The organism is Streptomyces alkaliphilus, assembly GCF_014141535.1.
Classification (GTDB): domain Bacteria; phylum Actinomycetota; class Actinomycetes; order Streptomycetales; family Streptomycetaceae; genus Streptomyces; species Streptomyces alkaliphilus.
In genome coordinates this window covers 1-413 of record NZ_VKHT01001764.1, presented here as the reverse complement: position 1 = coordinate 413, position 413 = coordinate 1, and the positions used below count along the sequence as shown (strand labels likewise).

Below are 413 nucleotides of genomic sequence, written 5' to 3'. Positions count from 1 at the left end.
GGGGAGGGTCGTGGTGGGGAGGAGGGTCACGGCTCAGCCCTCCTCCGCGGCACCGGCCCGGCCGGTGACCTCGATCGGCAGGTTGATCGCGCCGGGGAACATCACCGGCACCCGGAGTCGGACCTCGGCGGTGCGGACGAGCCCCGAGGAGGGGCAGGAGACGGTGGCCTGCCAGGCTCCGGGCAGGTTGGCCCGGGCGGCCTCCACGCACGCCGCCTCGGCCCCGGAGCGGGCGGCGGCGCCGGCCCGGGCCCCCTCGTCCGCGGCGTTGCCCGCGAGGGAGAAGGTGTGGCCGATGAGCACGGCCTGCCAGATGACGGCGATCATCAGGAGAACGAGAGGGAAGAGGCCGGCGAACTCCACCAGGACCGCCCCCCGGTCCCGGTCGGTGGGGGCGGCGTCGGTGTGCGCCG

The 413-nt window shown here is 76.5% G+C and carries 1 protein-coding gene; it reads right to left on the bottom strand.

Features of this window, described 5'->3' with window-relative positions; genetic code table 11:
• Positions 1-33: 33 nt before the first annotated feature.
• A partial coding sequence (locus tag FNQ90_RS26665; RefSeq protein ID WP_323380205.1) for a TadE/TadG family type IV pilus assembly protein occupies positions 34-413 on the bottom strand: 380 nt, incomplete at its 5' end.